The sequence below is a fragment of the Haloferax sp. AS1 genome, from assembly GCF_014530665.1.
Lineage (GTDB): Archaea > Halobacteriota > Halobacteria > Halobacteriales > Haloferacaceae > Haloferax > Haloferax volcanii.
Map to the genome: position 1 here is coordinate 976148 of NZ_SPSA01000001.1, position 14755 is coordinate 990902.

Genomic DNA, 14755 nt, shown 5'->3' on the forward strand with positions numbered 1-14755 from the left:
CTATGGCAGGTATCTTAGACTTCGCTCCGGCCATCGTCCTCCTCCCGTTCCTCTCGTTCCTGATCGCGCTCGGGGCGGGACGGTACATGCCGAAGGGAGGCGCGCTGGCGGGTATCGGCGCGACGGCGGGCTCGTTCGTCCTGTCCATCGCGACGTTCTTCGCCGTCAGCGGCGGACAGACCTACAACCAACACATCTACACGTGGGCGACCGGCGCCGGCGACGCGGTGACGCTCGACTTCGGCCTACTCATCGACCCGCTTTCGTCGATGATGCTCGTCATCGTGACGCTCGTCGCCGTCCTCGTCCACATCTTCAGCCTCGGCTACATGAACGACGAGGGCGAGACGGGCCTCCCGCGCTACTACGCCGGGCTCGGCCTATTCACCGCGTCGATGCTGGCGTTCGTCGTGTCTAGCAACCTCCTCATGGCGTTCATGTTCTTCGAGCTGGTGGGGCTGTGTTCCTACCTGCTCATCGGCTTCTGGTTCCGCCAGGAGGGCCCGCCGAGCGCCGCGAAGAAGGCGTTCCTCGTCACCCGCTTCGGTGACTACTTCTTCCTCATCGGCGTCGTCGCGGTGTTCGCGACGTTCGGCTCGGCCGCGTTCGCCGGTCCCGAGGCGTTCCCCGTCCTCGCCGAGGAGGCGCTCCACGGCGAGCACGCGGTCAACACGTTCCTCGGCATGGGCGAACAGGCGTGGTTCACCGTCGTCGGCCTCCTCGTTCTCGGGGGCGTCGTCGGCAAGTCCGCGCAGTTCCCCCTGCACACGTGGCTTCCGGACGCGATGGAAGGCCCGACCCCCGTCTCCGCGCTCATTCACGCGGCGACGATGGTCGCCGCGGGTGTCTACCTCGTCGCCCGGATGTACGGTTTCTACGCGCTGATCCCGACGACGCTCGGTATCATCGCGCTCGTGGGCGGCTTCACGGCCCTCTTCGCCGCGACGATGGGCGTCGTCAAGAAAGAAATCAAGCAGGTGCTCGCGTACTCGACCATCAGCCAGTACGGCTACATGATGCTCGGGCTCGGCGTCGGCGGCTACGTCGCCTCGACGTTCCACCTGCTCACGCACGCCTTCTTCAAGGCGCTTCTGTTCCTCGGTGCCGGTGCGGTCATCATCGCGATGCACCACAACGAGAACATGTGGGACATGGGCGGCCTCAAAGACAAGATGCCCGTGACGTACTACGCGTTCCTCTCGGGCTCGCTCGCGCTCGCCGGCATCGTTCCGTTCGCCGGCTTCTGGTCGAAAGACGAGATTCTCTACGAGGCGCTCAACCACGGGCTCGGGACCGACGGCGGTCTCGGAACCGTCTTCCTCGTCGCGTACGCGATGGGGCTCATCGCCGTGTTCTTCACCGGGTTCTACACCTTCCGGATGGTGTTCCTCACCTTCCACGGCGAACCGCGTAGCGACACCGCGCGCGACCCGCACGGCTTCGGCTGGAACGTCAAGTTCCCGCTCGCCGTCCTCGGCGTGCTCGCGGCCGTCACCGGCCTCGTCAACATGGCTCCGGTGGAGGATCTCACGGGGATTCACCTCACGTTCCTCCACGACTGGCTCGACGGCGGCATCTCGTCGCTGACCGCGCACCACTACCTCGAAGTGCTCGAAAGCGGCGTCGGTGCGGGGCTCCACCCGGCCGGCATCGGCTCTATCGCGCCGGGGCTGGTCTCGCTGGCCCTCGCCCTCGCGGGTGCCGGACTCGCCTACCGCCTGTACAACGTCCCCGAGCCCGTCGAACACACGGACAAACTCGGGAGCATCAAGACCGTACTGTACAACAACTACTACCAGGACGAGTACCAGGTCTGGATTGCGACCGGCGTCGTCCAGCCCATCTCGCGCGCCCTCGATAAGTTCGACCAGGGCATCGTCGACGGCGTCGTCAACGGTATCTCCAGCGTGAGCCTGTTCGCTGGCGGTCGCGTCAAGCGCGTCCAGACCGGTGTGGTGAGCAACTACGCGGCGCTCCTCACGCTCGGTCTGACCGCGCTGCTTCTCGGTCTCGGTCTGCTCGGAGGTTGGTTCGCATGATAATCGAAGCGCTCATCGCAGTCACGTTCCTCGCCGCGCTGGTCACCTTCGTCCTGCCGGACCGGTACGCCGGCAAGGCGGCCTTCGCGCTGAGTCTGGCCCCCGTCGTCGGGAGCCTCTACATGTGGCAACAGTACGACGCGAGCGGGAACGCCCTCCTGGGCGGGAACATCGCGTTCGAGACAGACATCGCCTGGCTGCAACTCGGCCAGTACGACATTCACTGGATGGTCGGCGTCGACGGCATCAGCATGCCGCTTGTCGTCCTCACGACCATCCTCACCACGCTCGCTATCGTCAGCGCGTGGACGCCCATCTCGGAGCGTCAGTCCCAGTTCTTCGGCCTGATGCTCCTGATGGAGGCGAACCTGCTCGGCGTCTTCACGGCGCTCGACTTCTTCGTCTGGTTCATCTTCTGGGAGGCCGTGCTCCTGCCGATGTACTTCCTCATCGGCGTCTGGGGCGGTCCACGCCGCAAGTACGCGGCGATCAAGTTCTTCGTCTACACGAACATCGCGTCGCTCGTGATGTTCATCGGCTTCATCTCGCTCGTGTTCGGTCTCGGCGACTCTATCTCGTCGTTCCGCCTGCCCGAAATCGCGCAGGCGTTGCAGGCCGGACAGCTCGGGAGCTTCGCGGGACTGTCGGCCGGCGCGCTCGCGTCTGTCGCGTTCGTCGCGATGTTCTTCGGGTTCGCGGTGAAGGTCCCGGTCGCCCCGCTTCACACGTGGCTGCCGGACGCACACGTCGAGGCCCCCACGCCGGTGTCGGTCATGCTGGCGGGGGTCCTCCTGAAGATGGGTACGTACGCCCTGCTCCGGTTCAACTTCACGATGCTGCCGGAGACGGCGCGCGCCTTCGCGCTGCCCATCGCCCTGCTCGCCGTCGCGAGCGTCATCTACGGCGCACTGCTCGCGCTGGCCCAGCAGGACCTCAAGCGCATCGTCGCGTACTCCTCCGTCTCGTCGATGGGGTACGTCATCCTCGGTCTCATCGCCTACACCACCTACGGCGTCGGCGGTGCGACCTTCCAGATGGTCGCCCACGGCCTCATCTCCGGACTGATGTTCATGGCCGTCGGCGTCATCTACAACACGACCCACACGCGCATGGTGTCGGACATGTCCGGCATCGCCGACCGGATGCCCGTCACGGCGGGCATCTTCGTCGCCGGCGCGTTCGGCTACATGGGCCTGCCGCTCATGGCCGGCTTCGCGGCCGAGTTCTTCATCTTCAAGGGCGCGTTCGAGTCCACGGTGATGGAGGCGATGCCGCTGTTCACCGGCGCCGCGATGTTCGGTATCGTCATCGTCGCCGGCTACCTGCTGTTCGCGATGCAGCGGACGCTGTTCGGACCGTTCCGGTTCGACGGCGACTACGACATCACGGAGGCACCGTTCCACGACGTTGCACCCCTCGCGGTGCTGTTGCTTCTGACCATCGTGCTCGGCGTCTCGCCCGACATCTTCTTCACGATGATTCAGGACGCGGTTAACCCGATTCTCGAACTGGGAGGTGCGTTCTAGATGACGCCCCTCCAGTCCGCTCCCCAGTGGTTCGCAACGGCTCCCGCCATCGTGCTCGCGTTGACGGGGCTCGCGCTGCTGCTCATCGACACCATCGACCCCGACTCCACGAACAACGGCCTCCTGGCCGGCACGGCGACGCTCGGCGCGCTCGCCGCCGGCGGCATCGCCGGTTGGTTCCTCATCGGCGGAACCGGCATGGAGTCCACCGGCGGCGCGATTTCGCTGTACGGCGACGCGCTCGTCGTCGACGGGATGAGCCTGTTCTTCACGCTCATCTTCACCAGCGTCGCCGCGATGGTCTCGGTCGCCTCGTACGACTACCTCGCGGACCAGCAGTACCAAGGCGAGTTCTACGCCCTCGTGCTGTTCGCCGCGACCGGCATGACCCTCATGGGGATGTCGAACTCGCTGGCGACCGTCTTCGTCAGCCTCGAACTGGCGTCCCTGCCCTCGTACGCGCTCGTCGCGTTCCTCAAGAAGGACCGCGGCAGCATCGAGGCCGGGCTGAAGTACTTCCTCATCGGCGCGCTGTCGTCGGCGGTGTTCGCGTTCGGTATCAGCCTCGTGTTCGCCGTCACCGGCTCGCTGGTGCTCCCGGAAATCGCCGCGACGCTCGCTGAGGGCACCGAACTGGTCGGAGTCCTCGGCCTCGGCGTGCTGATGATTGCCGGCGGCTTCGCGTTCAAGACCGCCTCCGTCCCGTTCCACTTCTGGGCGCCGGAGGCCTACGAGGGCGCGCCAGCGCCTGTGAGCGCGTTCCTCTCGTCGGCGTCGAAGGCGGCCGGCTTCGCCGTCGCCTTCCGCGTGTTCACCGTCGCGTTCCCCCTCGAAACCGTCACCGCAATCGGCGGCGGGAGCGTCGACTGGTCGCTGCTGTTCGCGGTGCTCGCCGTCGTCACCATGACGCTCGGTAACTTCGCGGCGGCGACGCAGAACAACGTCAAGCGGATGCTCGCGTACTCCTCTATCGGTCACGCGGGGTACGCGCTCATCGGTCTCGCGGCCATCACCACCGACGGCGGTGCCGCGAACGGTGACGTCCTCGGCGCGAGCATGGCTCACCTGTTCGTCTACGGCTTCATGAACACGGGCGCGTTCCTGTTCATCGCCATGGTCGAAAAGTGGGGCCTCGGCCGCACGTTCGAGGACTACAACGGCATCGCGTCGAAGGCACCCATCGCCGCCTCGGCGATGACCGTCTTCATGTTCTCGCTCGCGGGGCTTCCGCCGTTCGGCGGCTTCTTCTCGAAGTACGCCCTGTTCGAGTCGGCCATCGGCTCCGGCTTTTGGTGGCTCGCCGCGGTCGGCGCGGTCAACAGCGCACTGTCGCTGTTCTACTACAGCCGCGTCGTGAAGGCGATGTGGATCGAGGAGCCGTCGAAGCCCCTCGAAATCGGCAGTCAGCCGGTCGGTCTCTACGTGGCGATCGTCTTCGCCGCGGTGGGGACGGTCCTGCTCCTGCCCGGCTTCCAGCCCGTCATCGAGACGGCTCAGACCGTCGCCGCCGCGCTCTTCTGAGCGTTTCGGCGGTTCGGTTCAACTCCGTTCGATTTCTTTTATTCTCGCAGTAACTCGCCGAGCGCCGACGCCAACTCCTCGGAGCGCCTGAGCGTCAGGCCGTCGGTCGTGACGAACACGCCCTTGTCGTCTGCGGTCACCCGCGTCAGGTAGCCGTGGTCGAACGCGCGAACGGTGTAGCGGTAGTCACCGAGTTCGGAGCCGCGATAGGCGGTTCGGGCCTGAAACCCGTCGGTCTCGTGTTCGACGAATCCGGTGAGGTCGGCGTCGGCTTCGAGGTCGTTCCGGAGGTATATCTGCTCGCAGCGGTCGTGCGTGAAGTACGTCACGCTCCTGAGGTCGTCGCCGACGACGGTTCGACAGGTTCGGACGAACGACTCGGCTCGCGATTCGGGGAGCAGTTGCGTCTCGAGTTCCATCGTATATGTGTCATGGTATGCCATGACATAATATCATCGCCGGATGGGAGGACGGTAGGGTTTTGCGGCCGGAGTTCGACCGTCCGTGTATGGTACGTCGCCTGGTTCTCGGCTGCGGGTCGCTCGGTGGGGGCCTCGTCGGGCAACTCGCCGGCCGCGGCGGGACGGTGACGGTCGTCACCGACCGACAGGGCCGCGCCGAGGACCTCCGCTCGGACGGCATCGCCGCGCGAGAGGGCGACCCCGCGGACCCGTCGACCTACCCCGACGAGGTGGACCTCGTCGTCGTCGGCGGACAGTCGCCGCAGGGAAATCTCGACGCGGCGCGCGCGGCCCGCGACCACTATCCGGACGCGCCGCTCGTCGTCTACCTCGGCGACGACGCCGCCCCGTCGGTGCGCGCCGACATCTACGACCTCGCCGACGAGGTCATCGACCCGCGCCGAGTGGTCACAGAGCGCATCCTCGACGCCGTCGGCACGTCGCACACGGAGCGGCTGAACCGGCTGATGCGGGTCCTTCGGAACGTCGACGGCAGGCTCGCGGTCGTGATGCACGACAACCCCGACCCCGACGCCATCGCCGCGGCGCTGGCGCTCCAAGCCATCGCCGAGCGGGCGGGCGTCGACGCCGACGTGTGTTACTTCGGAGATATCTCCCACCAAGAGAACCGCGCGCTCGTGAACCTCCTCGAACTGGACCTCCGCGTCCTCGACGAGGTGCCCGCGGACGACGAGTACGCCGGCTTCGCGCTCGTCGACCACTCCCGGCCGGGCGTCAACGACCGCCTGCCGCCGGAGACGACCATCGACGTCGTCATCGACCACCACCCGCCGCGCGCGCCGGTCGAGGCGGCGTACGTCGACCTCAGACGCGGCGTCGGCGCGACGAGCACGCTGCTGGCGGAGTATCTCGAACGGCTCGGTATCGTCCCCGATACGACGGTGGCGACCGCGCTGTTGTTCGGGATTCAGGTCGACACCAACGACTTCACGCGGGAGGTGTCGACCGCCGACTTCGAGGCCGCCGCCTTCCTCATCCCGCACGTCGACGTGGACCTGCTCGAACGGGTCGAGACGCCGAGTCTGACCTCCGAGACGATGGAGACGCTCGCGCGCGCCGTCTCGAACCGCGACGTTCGGGGGAACGTCCTCACGACGAACGTCGGTGACATCCGCGAGCGGGACGCGCTCGCGCAGGCGGCCGACCACCTCCTCGGGATGGAGGGCGTCGAGGTGACGGTCGTCTACGGCCTGATGGACGGGACGGTCTACGTCTCCGGTCGCGCCCGCGGAGCGCGGGTCGACCTCGGTGAGGCGTTCCGGGAGGCGCTCGGCTCCATCGGGAGCGCCGGCGGCCACGCCGACATGGCGGGCGCACAGATTCCGCTCGGCATCCTCGACGACGTGGGCGACGACTCTCGGGAGTCGCTCGCGACCATCGTCACCGACATCGTCGCCGGACGGGTGTTCGAGACGCTCGAACACGCGACGCCGACGCCGAGTCTGGACACCGACGTGGCCTTCGAGTACCCGTTAGATGAGTGAGCGCCCACACGTTTTTGCCGACGGTGGCCCTATCAGGTGGGAGATGACTACTAAAGCGACCGTCAAGGAGTACATGACGCGCGAGGTCCAGACCGTCTCTCCGACCGACACGGTCGCGGACGTCGCCCAACGCATCGCGGAGAGCGACGGACACAACGGGTTCCCCGTCTGCGACGGACGCAAGGCCGAGGGCTTCGTCACGGCCCGCGATATCCTCCTGTCGGCGGACGACGCGCCCATCGAGACGGTGATGGCGACGGACCTCGTCGTCGCTCATCCCGAGATGGACGTGAACGACGCCGCCCGCGTCATCCTCCGGTCGGGCATCCAGAAACTCCCGGTGGTCGACGACGCGGGTAACCTCGTCGGCATCATCTCGAACACCGATGTCATCCGGAGCCAAATCGAGCGCGCGACGCCCGAGAAGGTGGGCAAACTCATGCGAACGCTCGAACAGATTCACGGCATCACGGTCCACCAAGAGCGCCGCACGGTCTCGCTTTCGGCCCTCATCCCCACGCAGGCCCGCGTCTACGCCGACGAACTCGACGGTCGCCGGTACGAACTCGAACGCGGCCTCGCCGAACCGCTCGTCGTCATCGACAACAACGGGACGCTGCTCCTCGCGGACGGCCACCACCGCGTCCTCGCGGCCGACCGCATCGGCATCGAGGAGATGGACGCCTACGTCATCGTCGTCGACGACCCCGTCGAACTCGGGATGCAGCGGACCGCCGAAAAGGAGGGCCTCAGTTCCATCTCGGACATCGACATCGTCGACTACGCCCGACACCCGCTTGTCGAGACGACCCGCCGACTCCAGTAGCCCGGCGTCAGCCGTCCACGTCGTACTCGGCTTTCCACGCGTCGACGGTCTCGCGCGCCTCGGCTTCCGACTCGAACCGCTCGCCCTCGTAGCCGCGGCCCTCGGCGGACTGGTAGAGCCGGTCGACTCTGACGTGCCACGCGTTCGGCCCGCGTCGGAGCCGAATGGTCGCGTGACCGTCGCTCCGCTCCCACTCCACGATGCGGTCGTCCCGACGGACTTCCGTCCAGCTCATGCCGGTGAGTGGCGGCGAAGCCCGAAGTGTCTACCCATCCACCGGCGTCGAGGCGTCGGCCATCGCCGCGGCCGCCGGGCGCGTCTCCGCACCGCACCCCGGACAGACCGCGTACCCGAGTCGGTCGTAGGGCACCTCCGGCGACGGGCGCTCCAGCCCACACTCCTCGCACGTGAAGTACGAGACCCATTCGAAGGACATACTGACACGCAGGCGTGTCAACGTATTAATTAATCACCGCTTACTGTCCGAGACGGACGGTATCGGTGTGGTTATTCCACGCCGCGCCAACGGAGGAGACGATGACAGTCGAGAACCCGCGGCGGGCGCTCGGGGTGGTGTTTCTCATCGTCTTCGTCGACCTCCTCGGGTTCGGTATCCTCATCCCGGTGATTCCGCTGTACGCCCTCTCGTTCGGCGCGACGGAGTTCGTCGGGAGCCTGCTCATCGCCTCCTACTCGGCGATGCAGTTCCTCGCCGCGCCGCTTTTGGGTCGCCTCTCGGACTCCCGCGGTCGGCGGCCCGTGCTGCTCCTGTCGCTCACGGGGAGCGTTCTGGCGTGGCTCCTGTTCGGCGTCGCCGGGTCGCTCGCGGTGTTGTTCGCCGCGCGGATGCTCGCGGGCGCGATGGGCGGCAACATCGCCACGGCGCAGGCGTACATCGCCGACATCACCGCCGCGGACGACCGGGCGAAGGGGCTCGGCCTCCTCGGGGCCGCCTTCGGCCTCGGCTTCGTGTTCGGCCCCGCGCTCGGCGGCTTCTTCGCCAGCGAATCGGTCATCGCGGCCGCGCGGGGCGTGTTGCCCGCGTTCGTCCCCGTCTCGGAGTTCTCGCTGCCGAGTTTCGCCGCCGCGGTCATCACCGGGACGAACCTCGTCGTCGCCTTTTTCGTCCTGCCCGAGTCGCGGCCGCCGGATGCGCACGAGACGCCGGCCTCGGCCGAGCCCCGCGAGTCTCGCGTCCAACAGCTCCTTTCGGCGCTCCGGTCGCCCGGACTGGGCACGCTCGTCGCCTCCTTTTTCCTCGTCTCCTTCGCCTTCTCGGCGCTCGAAAGCCAGTTCATCTTCCTCACCAACGACCAGTACGGCTACGGCGCGACCGAGAACGCGGTGCTTCTCACCTACGTCGGCGTCGTCCTCGCGGTCGTCCAGGGCGGCCTCGTCGGCCCGCTCACCGACCGCTTCGGGGAGTACCGACTGGCGGTCGGCGGCGCGGCGATTCAGGTGCTCACGCTCGCGGCCGTCCCCTTCTCACCGCAACTGGGCGCGTTCGTCCCCGACCTCGGTGCGCTCTTGCCTGTCGGTCCCGTCCTCCCGGCGGGCGTGCTCGCGTTGCTCGTCGTGATGACGCCGCTGTCGTTCGGCAACGCGCTCACGAACGTCTCTTTGAACACGCTCGTCTCCCGCTCGGCGACGGACGACGAGCAGGGCGGCGCGTTCGGTCTCACTCAGAGCGCCGGAAGCCTCGCTCGGACGTTCGGGCCGGCGCTGGCCGGCGGGCTCTACACCGGTGTCGCGTTCTGGACACCGTTCGTCGTCGGCGGCGCGCTGATGGTTCCGATTCTCGTGCTCCTCGGACGGCTGGACCGCGAGGCGGTCACGTCGACGGCGGGGTGAAAAAAAGGAACCCGGGTCGGCGGGCGGGCCAAGTCGGTGAGCGAGTCTTCGATTCTCAGGCGGGCGTCGGGCCGTCCGGGGCCGACGAGTCGTCGTCGGACCGGAACTGCGAGACGAGGTCGAGCGAGTCGTCGGCGCTGCCGAGCAAGAACAGCGAGTAGTACCGGAAGTACGTCACGACGGGCATCTGGACGACCGCGCCGACCGCGATGGCCGCGAGGACGAACAGCACGCCGAGCGCGCCGAAGACGACCAGGCCGACCGTCGAGAACAGCGCGACGTTCGCGGCGTTGAGCGCGAGGAACGCCGCGCCGCCGACGATGGCGAAGGGGATGGCGACGACGAGCACGGCGAGGAGCGCCGCGATGCCGACAGCGATGCTCGCGAGGATGCCGAGGATGAACCGGACGATGACGTACAGGCCGAACTCGGAGAGTTCGGCGCGGAACACCGGCACGACCCGTCCCCACGACGACAGGAGCGCGCGGTCTTCGGCTATCATCGTCGGGACGACGAAGTCGGTCGTCAACTGCATGACGATGGCGACGACGAGCAGTAGCGCGATGGCGAGGAAGACGAGCGGGATGGCGAGGAGGCCAACCGCGGGCGTGACCGCGACGGAACCGAGAAGCACCGCCGCGATCGGGAGCAGGATGACCGCGAGGACGGCGACGAACAGTCCGGCCTGAAAGCCGAACAGCCTGACGCCGAGCCAGAAGCGCTCGCGGAACGGCTTGCGGATGCGCACGTCTTTCGTGACGACGGCGTCCACGAGGACGAACTGCATCACGGAGCCGACGAACATCCACACGAGCCAGAGGACGATACCGACCGCCACGAGCGCGATGACCGCGGCGAAGACGTTTTCGGGCGTCACGAACCCGGGGAGCGAATCGGTCGGGATGTCGGTCGAGCCGCCTCCGGTGGGGGTGGTCGTGCCGGTGTTGCTTCCGGCACCGCCGCTCCCGCCGAGACCACCGACGAAGAGGGCGATGAATGCGAGGCGCGCCCATCGACCCGCGTCGAACGGGAGGAGGAGCGACGTCGTGGCGTCACGAGCGTCGTCGAGGGCGTCGATTGCTTTCCAACTCATGGCCGACAATGCGACGCCCCGCGAGATAAAGCTGTTCGAGCGCTAAGGTGTCTCTCGCACGCCGGTCGCGTCTACCGCCCGGAAGCGCCACCCATCGACGTCGTCCGCGGGGCGTTCACACCGCGGGGCCGAGCCGACACCCTCAGGGGAGTCCGGTTCGAACGCTCGCGGTACATGGTAGGTGTCGAAACCGCGCTTCGCCTCGGCGGCGGTCTGGTGTTGTTGCTCGCGAACGCCTTCTTCGTCGTCTCCGAGTTCGCGATGACGCGCGTCCCGCAGTTCGACGAGTCCGCTTTCGAGGGCTCCCGCGGGCTCGAACTCGCGTGGGAGATGACGGAGCGACTCGAAGTGTATCTCTCGGGCTGTCAGGTCGGGATTACCATCGCCAGCGTCGGCCTCGGCGTCGTCGCTGAACCCGCGGTCGCGGCCACGTTCGACGCGGTCCTCGGCGGCGGCGGGGCGGCGGGCTCCCACACGTCGCTTTCGGTCGGGCTGGCGCTCGTCGTCATCAACCTCTCGCACGTCGTCCTCGGCGAGCAGGTGCCGACGTACCTCGGCGTCGAGCGCTCCCGCACGGTGGCGAAGTACACCGCGCCCGTCCTCTACGGCTGGACGAAGCTGATGTACCCGGTCATCGTCGTCGCCGACTGGCTGGCGAAACGCCTGCTGTCGCTCGTCGGCGTCGAGATAACCCGCTCGTGGCAGGAAGCCGAACTCGACGACGAGGACGGCGACGGCTCCGCGGGTGAGGGCACCCGGCTCACGCGCGGCGAGGTCCGCAGCCAGATGGGGGACGTGCTCTCACAGGGTTCGCTCCCCGAGGACCGCCGCGAGGAAGTGCTCAACGCGCTCCGAATCGGTGAGTTGCCCGTCCGCGACGTGATGGTCCCCGCCGACCACGTCGTCGCGCTCTCGGCCGACGCGACCACCGACGAGAGCCTCGAACGCGTCCGGTCGAACCCCCAGCACTCGCGGTTCCCGCTCGTCGGGGACTCGCTGGACGACGTGCGGGGCGTCGTCTACGCGCCGACGGTGCTCTCGAACATCGACCGCCTCCAGTCGGGCGACCGCCGCCTCGACGACATCGCCGCGCCCCCGCTTTCGGTCCCCTCGGACCTCTCGGTCAGCGACCTCATCGACCGCTTTCAGGAGGAAAATCAGGAACTCGCCATGGTCCGCGACCCCGAAAGCGGCTCCGTGGTCGGCCTCGTGACCGCCTCCGACGCCTTCGAATCCATCACCGGCCAGCTCTACGACCCGCTGGACCTCGGGGCGTAGGACGCCCGCGGACCGGGGTGGGCCGGCCGGTGGTCCGCGACCCGCCGCGCTCGCGGACCGCCCACGCTTTTCCCCCGGCGCTCGTATCGACTCGCATGACGCCCTTCGAACGACGGACCCGCGCCTGTCAGGAGCGACTGACCGACGTGGACGCCGACGCGACCGTGCTGTTCCCCAGCCGAAACCTGCTGTACCTCTCGGGCTTCGACGAGGAACCCGCAGAGCGCCACCTGCTTCTGTTCGTCCCTCGCGAGGGCGCGCCGGCGTTCCTCGTCCCCGACCTCTACGAGACGCAGGTCCGCGCCGAGTCGTGGGTCGCTGACGTGCGAACGTGGAGCGACGACGACGACCCGCGGGACGCCCTCGCGGACATCGTCTCGGACCTCGGCCTCGCCGGCGGCCGCGTCCTCGTCGACGACACGATGTGGGCGCGCTTCTCGCAGGACCTCCGGGCGGCGCTCCCCGACGCCGACTTCGGCCTCGCGAGCGAGGTCGTCGCGCCGCTGCGCGCGCGGAAGGACGACGCCGAACTCGACGCGCTCCGCCGCGCCGGGGCGACCGTCGACCGCGCGGTCGAGCGCGTCCGCGACATGGGCGCGGACGCCGTCGGCATGACCGAGAACGAACTCGCCGCGGAAATCGAGCGCCTCCTCGCGGACGAGGGCGGCGAGGGGATTCCCTTCGGCCCGCTCGTCGGGTCAGGTCCCAACGGCGCGATGCCCCACCACAGCCACGGCGACCGCGTCATCGAGTCGGGCGACCCGGTCGTCCTCGACTTCGGGACCGTCGTCGACCACTACCCGAGCGACCAGACCCGAACCGTCGTCTTCGCCGGCGAGCCGCCCGCGGAGTTCGCTGAGGTCCACGGCGTCGTACAGGCCGCCCGGACCGCCGCCGTCGAGACCGTCGAACCGGGCGTCGCCGCCGGCGACGTCGACCGCGCGGCCCGCGAGGTCATCGAGGAGGCGGGCTACGGCGACCGATTCATCCACCGGACCGGCCACGGCGTCGGTCTCGACGTACACGAGGAGCCGTACATCGTCGCCGGGAGCGACCGCGAACTCGAAGTCGGGAACGTCTTCAGCGTCGAACCGGGCGTCTATCTCCCCGACGAGTTCGGCGTCCGAATCGAGGACCTCGTCGTCGTCACCGACGACGGCGCGGAACTCCTGAACGACACCGACCGCGGCTGGCGCTGCTGACCGGCCACCGGTAACGTGACCTGGAACTATTAACTTCCTGACCACCGTAGCGGGCGTATGGTCTCCCGACAGACGCTCGTCGTCACCGGGTTCGTCCTCGCCGCCCTCCCCGCCGCCTATCTCGTCGAGCTAGCCACCGGACAGTTCGTCCTCTCGTTTTTCGCGCTCCTCGGCGTCGGCGTCGGCGCGCCGTCGCTCGTCAACGACTACCTCGATAGTCGCGAGCGCGACGAAAACGGGGTCTGAGTCCGAATCCCGAAAAAATCAGTACCGTAGTCGATACCGACGCGTCGGCCGTTACTCGTCGTCTTCGTCGGCGGCCGCGTCGTCAGTCACACCGTCGTCAGCCGCGCCGCCGTCGCCGGACGGCTCGACGTTGCCGATGATGGCGTCGATGTCGGCGTGTTCGTACAGCAGGTCGCGCATCCGGTTGACCGTGCGCTCGTCGCGGGTGCGGCCCGTGCTGACGATGTCCTCGGCGCGGTCGGTCACGGAGAGCGTGTCGCCGTTGACGAGGAGCACCGGGACGCCTTTCTCTTCGGCCTTGCCGATGACGGCCCCGACGGGTCGGTGGCCGCCGGTGAGGATGATACATTTGACGCCGGGGGCTTCGAGCGCGGCGCGCTGGATGTTCGCGCGGTCGCCGCCGGTGATGACCGCGGCGTTCTTCGTGCGGCGGAAGTAGCGGAGCGCCGCGTCGCCGCCCATCGCGCCGACGAGGAAGCGCTCGACGAAGGCGTCGGTCGGCGCGTCGGTCGCGAGGTCCGCGCCGAGTTCGTTGGCGAGTTCCTCGACGGTGACGCCCGCGAGGTCCTTTTCGGTCGGGACGACGCCGAGGACGGGAACGCCGCGGGCTTCGAGGAACGGCGCGACCTCGGTTTCGAGTTCGTCGTAGGCGGAATCGCTCACGCGGTTGAAGACGACGCCCGCGAGGCGGTCGGGGCCGATGTCTTCGACCGCCGCGACCACGTCGTCGAGGTCGCTCGGGTGCTGGTAGTCGGCGACGAGGACGACTTCGGCGTCGAGGAGGTCCGCCACGTCGCCGTCGGTGAGGTCCACGATGCCGCCGGTGCGGTAGGAGCCGCCGCCCTCGACGAGCATCAGGTCCTTGCCGGCCGAGATGTCCTCGAAGTGGTGGGAGATGACCTCCGAAAGCTCCTCGGCGTTCTCCTTGCCGCGGACCGCGCCCTGGATGAACGTCGGGGAGTAGACGACGGGTTCGAGCTGGTGCATCTCCGCGTCGATGTCGAGCAGTTCGCGGGCGAGCATCGGGTCCTCGTCGAGCGTCTTGCCGGTGCTGGACTGGAGCCGGGTGCCCTTGGGCTTCATGTAGCCCACGTCCAGTCCGCGCTCCGTGGCGAGGACGCCGAGTGCGAGCGTGATTGCGGTCTTCCCGGTGCTTTCTCCGGTCGAGGTGACGAGTACCGTGTTCATTGTTGAGTGATAGGGTGGT

The 14755-nt window shown here is 67.9% G+C and carries 14 protein-coding genes; 9 read left to right on the forward strand and 5 right to left on the reverse strand.

What is annotated here, in order from left to right:
* Positions 1-2: 2 nt before the first annotated feature.
* The 3 genes from nuoL to E4P24_RS05265 are packed head-to-tail and all read left to right on the forward strand — an operon-like array spanning position 3 to position 5086.
* On the forward strand, positions 3-2039 hold the full coding sequence (nuoL, locus tag E4P24_RS05255) for an NADH-quinone oxidoreductase subunit L (RefSeq protein WP_188148207.1): 2037 nt from the start codon (positions 3-5) through the stop codon (positions 2037-2039).
* A complete protein-coding gene (locus E4P24_RS05260) occupies positions 2036-3565 on the forward strand; it encodes a NuoM family protein (RefSeq protein ID WP_004064105.1) in 1530 nt (509 codons plus the stop codon). Before nuoL ends, E4P24_RS05260 begins: the two co-directional genes overlap by 4 nt.
* Complete coding sequence (locus E4P24_RS05265; RefSeq protein ID WP_004064104.1) at positions 3566-5086, forward strand: NADH-quinone oxidoreductase subunit N; 1521 nt, start codon at positions 3566-3568, stop codon at positions 5084-5086.
* Positions 5087-5124: 38 nt separating this feature from the next.
* On the opposite strand, the gene E4P24_RS05270 is transcribed toward E4P24_RS05265, so the two are convergent.
* The gene (locus tag E4P24_RS05270) at positions 5125-5505 is read right to left on the reverse strand and encodes a hypothetical protein (RefSeq protein WP_004043954.1); all 381 of its coding nucleotides are present in this window, start codon (positions 5503-5505) and stop codon (positions 5125-5127) included.
* An 89-nt stretch (positions 5506-5594) separates the two neighbouring features.
* On the opposite strand from E4P24_RS05270, the gene E4P24_RS05275 reads away from it, so the two are divergent.
* Together E4P24_RS05275 and E4P24_RS05280 are read left to right on the forward strand one after the other, a co-directional pair.
* Complete coding sequence (locus E4P24_RS05275) at positions 5595-7052, forward strand: DHH family phosphoesterase (protein ID WP_004064103.1); 1458 nt, start codon at positions 5595-5597, stop codon at positions 7050-7052.
* Positions 7053-7095: 43 nt separating this feature from the next.
* Positions 7096-7878, forward strand: a complete 783-nt coding sequence (locus E4P24_RS05280; protein WP_004064102.1) for a CBS domain-containing protein — start codon at positions 7096-7098, stop codon at positions 7876-7878.
* A gap of 7 nt (positions 7879-7885) precedes the next feature.
* Here E4P24_RS05280 and E4P24_RS05285 read toward each other — a convergent pair whose 3' ends face one another.
* Together E4P24_RS05285 and E4P24_RS05290 are read right to left on the reverse strand one after the other, a co-directional pair.
* Positions 7886-8113 carry a hypothetical protein gene (locus tag E4P24_RS05285; protein ID WP_004043951.1) on the reverse strand — a complete coding sequence of 76 codons (228 nt, stop codon included), beginning with the start codon at positions 8111-8113 and terminating at the stop codon, positions 7886-7888.
* Positions 8114-8143: 30 nt separating this feature from the next.
* Positions 8144-8314: a hypothetical protein gene (locus tag E4P24_RS05290; protein ID WP_004043950.1), complete on the reverse strand. Its 171-nt coding sequence runs from the start codon at positions 8312-8314 to the stop codon at positions 8144-8146.
* 101 nt (positions 8315-8415) lie between these two features.
* Here E4P24_RS05290 and E4P24_RS05295 point away from each other — a divergent pair, with 101 nt between their 5' ends.
* Positions 8416-9729 (forward strand): tetracycline resistance MFS efflux pump, encoded by a 1314-nt coding sequence (locus E4P24_RS05295; protein WP_006600508.1) that lies wholly within the window; start codon positions 8416-8418, stop codon positions 9727-9729.
* A 55-nt stretch (positions 9730-9784) separates the two neighbouring features.
* On the opposite strand, the gene E4P24_RS05300 is transcribed toward E4P24_RS05295, so the two are convergent.
* A complete protein-coding gene (locus tag E4P24_RS05300; RefSeq protein ID WP_188148208.1) occupies positions 9785-10822 on the reverse strand; it encodes a hypothetical protein in 1038 nt (345 codons plus the stop codon).
* Between the two features lie 174 nt (positions 10823-10996).
* Between E4P24_RS05300 and E4P24_RS05305 the strand changes: the two genes are divergently transcribed.
* From E4P24_RS05305 to E4P24_RS05315, 3 genes are all read left to right on the forward strand, one after another.
* Positions 10997-12100, forward strand: a complete 1104-nt coding sequence (locus E4P24_RS05305; RefSeq protein ID WP_115802364.1) for a hemolysin family protein — start codon at positions 10997-10999, stop codon at positions 12098-12100.
* 95 nt (positions 12101-12195) lie between these two features.
* The gene (locus E4P24_RS05310; protein WP_188148209.1) at positions 12196-13302 is read left to right on the forward strand and encodes a Xaa-Pro peptidase family protein; all 1107 of its coding nucleotides are present in this window, start codon (positions 12196-12198) and stop codon (positions 13300-13302) included.
* Between the two features lie 57 nt (positions 13303-13359).
* Positions 13360-13548 (forward strand): hypothetical protein, encoded by a 189-nt coding sequence (locus E4P24_RS05315; protein ID WP_004064092.1) that lies wholly within the window; start codon positions 13360-13362, stop codon positions 13546-13548.
* 51 nt (positions 13549-13599) lie between these two features.
* Here E4P24_RS05315 and E4P24_RS05320 read toward each other — a convergent pair whose 3' ends face one another.
* Complete coding sequence (locus E4P24_RS05320) at positions 13600-14736, reverse strand: phosphotransacetylase family protein (RefSeq protein ID WP_188148210.1); 1137 nt, start codon at positions 14734-14736, stop codon at positions 13600-13602.
* Positions 14737-14755: the final 19 nt, after the last annotated feature.

Excerpts from the sequence above, each read along its gene's own strand:
- nuoL (WP_188148207.1), top strand. The coding sequence starts at position 3 with ATGGCAGGTATCTTAGACTTCGCTCCGGCCATCGTCCTCCTCCCGTTC.
- E4P24_RS05260 (WP_004064105.1), top strand. The coding sequence starts at position 2,036 with ATGATAATCGAAGCGCTCATCGCAGTCACGTTCCTCGCCGCGCTGGTC.
- E4P24_RS05265 (WP_004064104.1), top strand. The coding sequence starts at position 3,566 with ATGACGCCCCTCCAGTCCGCTCCCCAGTGGTTCGCAACGGCTCCCGCC.
- E4P24_RS05270 (WP_004043954.1), bottom strand. The coding sequence starts at position 5,505 with ATGGAACTCGAGACGCAACTGCTCCCCGAATCGCGAGCCGAGTCGTTC.
- E4P24_RS05275 (WP_004064103.1), top strand. The coding sequence starts at position 5,595 with ATGGTACGTCGCCTGGTTCTCGGCTGCGGGTCGCTCGGTGGGGGCCTC.
- E4P24_RS05280 (WP_004064102.1), top strand. The coding sequence starts at position 7,096 with ATGACTACTAAAGCGACCGTCAAGGAGTACATGACGCGCGAGGTCCAG.
- E4P24_RS05285 (WP_004043951.1), bottom strand. The coding sequence starts at position 8,113 with ATGAGCTGGACGGAAGTCCGTCGGGACGACCGCATCGTGGAGTGGGAG.
- E4P24_RS05290 (WP_004043950.1), bottom strand. The coding sequence starts at position 8,314 with ATGTCCTTCGAATGGGTCTCGTACTTCACGTGCGAGGAGTGTGGGCTG.
- E4P24_RS05295 (WP_006600508.1), top strand. The coding sequence starts at position 8,416 with ATGACAGTCGAGAACCCGCGGCGGGCGCTCGGGGTGGTGTTTCTCATC.
- E4P24_RS05300 (WP_188148208.1), bottom strand. The coding sequence starts at position 10,822 with ATGAGTTGGAAAGCAATCGACGCCCTCGACGACGCTCGTGACGCCACG.
- E4P24_RS05305 (WP_115802364.1), top strand. The coding sequence starts at position 10,997 with ATGGTAGGTGTCGAAACCGCGCTTCGCCTCGGCGGCGGTCTGGTGTTG.
- E4P24_RS05310 (WP_188148209.1), top strand. The coding sequence starts at position 12,196 with ATGACGCCCTTCGAACGACGGACCCGCGCCTGTCAGGAGCGACTGACC.
- E4P24_RS05315 (WP_004064092.1), top strand. The coding sequence starts at position 13,360 with ATGGTCTCCCGACAGACGCTCGTCGTCACCGGGTTCGTCCTCGCCGCC.
- E4P24_RS05320 (WP_188148210.1), bottom strand. The coding sequence starts at position 14,736 with ATGAACACGGTACTCGTCACCTCGACCGGAGAAAGCACCGGGAAGACC.